This window comes from Okeania sp. (genome assembly GCF_983059655.1).
In genome coordinates, this window is sequence record NZ_CEZPJD010000771.1 from 1 (window position 1) to 3,795 (window position 3,795).

Genomic DNA, 3,795 nt, shown 5'->3' on the forward strand with positions numbered 1-3,795 from the left:
CGGAACCAACTCCGGAACCAACCCCAGAGCCTACTGCGGAACCAACGCCCGAGCCTACTCCAGAGCCTACTGCGGAACCAACGCCCGAGCCTACTGCGGAACCAACTCCAGAGCCTACTCCAGAACCAACCTTAGTATCAGAACCAGAAATAATTTCTGACTTAGATCCCATTCTCGAACTACGGCCAATTTCCGTTTTAGCTCCAGAAGAAACAATCCTGTTGATACCCGCTGAACCAATACCACCAATAGTGGATTTCAATGCTGCTATCAGTATGATTCCAGAAGCAAACACCTTTATAGGAACTTCAGAGTCAGACAACTACATCGGCACCGAAAATACTGATGTCACCTACGGTAATGAAGGCAGCGATCGTCTCATGGGTATGGATGGTAGTGATGTTATTATTGGTGGTACAGGTAGTGCAGATCAACTTCAAGCAAGTCAGACTAACATTCCCATTAATGATAACGATCTAATCTTTGGTGGACGCCAAGAAGATTTAATCAATGGGAATCTAGGTGAAGATATTATCTACGCAGGGAAAAACGAAGATACTGTCTATGCAGGTAAAGGTAATGATTCTATCTTTGGAGAAAACGATGATGACATTTTGATGGGAGATAAAGGAGACGATAGCATCTATGGTGGTAGTAGTGATGGCAGCCAAGATAGTAATGGAAACGACTTACTCTACGGTGGTGAAGGAGATGACTACCTCAATGGCAACCAAGGTAATGACACACTATCAGGAGGTACAGGTAACGATAGCATCAATGGTGGTAAGGGTGATGATATTATCCACGGAGGAACAGGCAACGATAGCATCAATGGAGACAAAGGAGAAGATACCCTTATCGGTGGGGAAGGCGATGACTTACTAGATGGTGGGCAGGGTGACGACCTACTTTATGGTGGCCAGGGAAATAATACTCTCAGTGGTGGTGAAGGTGGCGATATCTTTGTATTAACTGCTTTTGAAGGAGGTAATACCATAACTGACTTTGACAATGAGGATAATTTAGCTTTAGTTGCCTTTAGTGTTGAAGACATAGATTTGGATTCCAATATTGGGGAAAATATAACAAATATTGTTTTCAATGGTGAAATTATAGCTATTCTCGAAAATACTCAAATTATTGATACGAATGACTTAAACTTCATAGAATATCAATCCATTGAGGAGGTCTAACAGAACTTATACTAATATCATGTCCGGTTGAATACTTATTATTAAAATAGTAGGGGAGCGGGGGAGTGGGGAGTAAGGGAGTAGGGAAAATAGAAAGATTTATTGTTTAAGCACTTATGATCAGTTTTTTCCAGATCGCTCTTATCCGGACATGATATAAATTAGACATCTGGCGATCGTCAAAAATTAAATCAATTATCGTGAATAAATCATCAATTATTTTCCCCTACTCCCTACTCCCTACTCCCTCTTTTCCGGAGAGGTCTATTGATAAATGTTTGCTACAAATAGCTAGGGTATTTATGATAATTTCCTACGGAATGCTCCGCAAACAGAATTCAGGAGGAGAAAGAATTCGGAAATTTAGTAGTCATGGCAGTTGGATAATTTTTTTTATGTCCAATTAAACAGAACAGATTTGACATTAAGTGCCTTTTTGATAGTAAAATGACTTTAAAAAATTATGGTTAGTTATAAATTAAGTGGTGGGGGTTTATCTGCAAATGACCCTACTTATGTGGTAAGAAAACAAGATGCAGAATTATATGAAAAACTGCAAAGTGGAGAATATTGTTATGTGTTTAATGCTCGTCAAATGGGTAAATCTAGTTTGCGAGTAAAAGTGATGAAAAAATTACGGTCTCAAGGTTGTAAATGTGCGGCAATAGATATGAGTAGATTAGGTGATTTTTCTATTCAAAAACAATCTTGGTATGACGGTTTTTTAGAAGAACTATTTCGAGGATTTGGTTTGGCTTATAGCATTGATTATCAAAGCTGGATTGAAGGTTCTCAAAGTTTTACAAATATCCAACGTTTGGCTAGATTTATTGAAGAGATTTTATTTGTTAATTTTTCAACTGAAAAAATATATCTTTTTCTGGATGAAATTGATTTACTGGTAAATTTACCTTTTAAAAATGAATTTTTAGCTTTTATTCGCTCTTGTTATAATCGCCGAGCTGAGGATGAAAATTCTGATTATCATCGGCTGATTTTTTGTTTTTTTGGAGTAGCAACTCCAGAAGATTTAATTAGGGATGGGAGACATACTCCCTTTAATATTGGTCATCCGATTGAATTAACAGCATTAAATTTTCAAGAAGGAAAAATTTTAACTCAGGGATTAATAGGAATAGTAGAAGAGCCGGAAATTGTTTTACGGCGAGTTTTCGATTGGACTGGGGGTCAACCATTTTTAACTCAGAAACTTTGTCAAATTATTGTGGATCATACAGATAGTACTGAGCCAGATATTGATAAGTTAGTAGAAGAACATATTTTGACATATTGGCAGGAAAAAGATTATCCCACTCATTTAACATATATTCGTCATCATTTACTTAGTCAAAATCTACTCACACCTGAGTTACTTAGACTATATAGAAAAATTCTGCTGCGGGGAGGAGTTAAAACTGATGAAAGTCGAATACAAATGGTACTACGTTTGTCAGGTATAGTCATAAAAAAACAAGATAGATTAGTTGTTTTTAACAAAATTTATCGGACAATTTTTAATCTAAATTGGATCGAGGAACAGTTGGCAATTTTAGCAAAAGGTCGGGATAAACAGACTCCTAAAAAAAAGTGGATGCGTTTTGTTTATCCTAGTATAATTTGGGGAGGAGTTATTAGTTTACTTGCTTTGGGATGGCGACAACAAAAGCTTGAATTAAATGACTCTGAGCGCTTGATACAAAGTCAACTTCCCCTCACTGCTCGCCAACCACCACCAAGGTTTGATGAACGAGACGATAGGCAACTACCACCACCAAGGTTTGATGAACGAGACGATAGGCAACTACCACCACCAAGGTTTGATGAACTAGGCGATCGCCAACCACCACCACCAAGATTTGATGAACTAGGCGATCGCCAACCACCACCACCAAGATTTGATGAACTAGGCGATCGCAAATCTCGATCGCCAAGATCTCATAAACGAGGCGGTCGCAAACCTCCACGACATGATAGACCTGATGATGCTCTCAGCCTCTGGCCACTGCCACAACCTGACAAGCAACTTCGGCCACCAAAGTCTCATAAACGAGGAGGTCGCAGACGCTCACGACATCATAGACTTGCCGAGGGGAAAAGTCTCAAAAAATTGGCAGAATTATACTCTCAAAAAGGGTACAAAGATGCAGAACCACTATTGCATAGTGCTTTAGCTATCAATGAGAAAGCTTTGGGTACAGACCATCCCGGTATCGAAGATAGCCTCAACAACTTGGCAGCACTCTACTATTCTCAAGAAAAATATACAAAAGCGGAACCTATTTTGCAGCGTGTTTTGGCTATCAATGAGAAAGCTTGGGGTACAGACCACCCTCATATTGTACACAGTCTGTACAATTTGGCACAACTCTACTCCAAGCAAGGAAGGTACGCAGAAGCCGAACTATTGTTGGAACGTGCTTTGACTATCAATGAAAAAACCTTTGGTGTAAACCATCGTAATGTTGCACACAGTCTGAAGAATTTAGCCAAACTCTATTATGAGCAAGGAAAGTATAGAGAGGCTGAACTTTTTCAACAACGTGCTGTGGATATCAGAGAGCGTTGATTCATATAATTAGGGTTTGCGCTTCACTAGTCTTTT

The 3,795-nt window shown here is 39.1% G+C and carries 2 protein-coding genes; both read left to right on the forward strand.

The features are described 5' to 3' along the window. The coding region (locus AC3DU7_RS28135) for a calcium-binding protein (RefSeq protein ID WP_488042558.1) at positions 1-1,193 on the forward strand (1,193 nt) is incomplete at its 5' end. A gap of 463 nt (positions 1,194-1,656) precedes the next feature. Further along, a complete protein-coding gene (locus AC3DU7_RS28140; RefSeq protein ID WP_488042559.1) occupies positions 1,657-3,759 on the forward strand; it encodes a tetratricopeptide repeat protein in 2,103 nt (700 codons plus the stop codon). Positions 3,760-3,795: the final 36 nt, after the last annotated feature.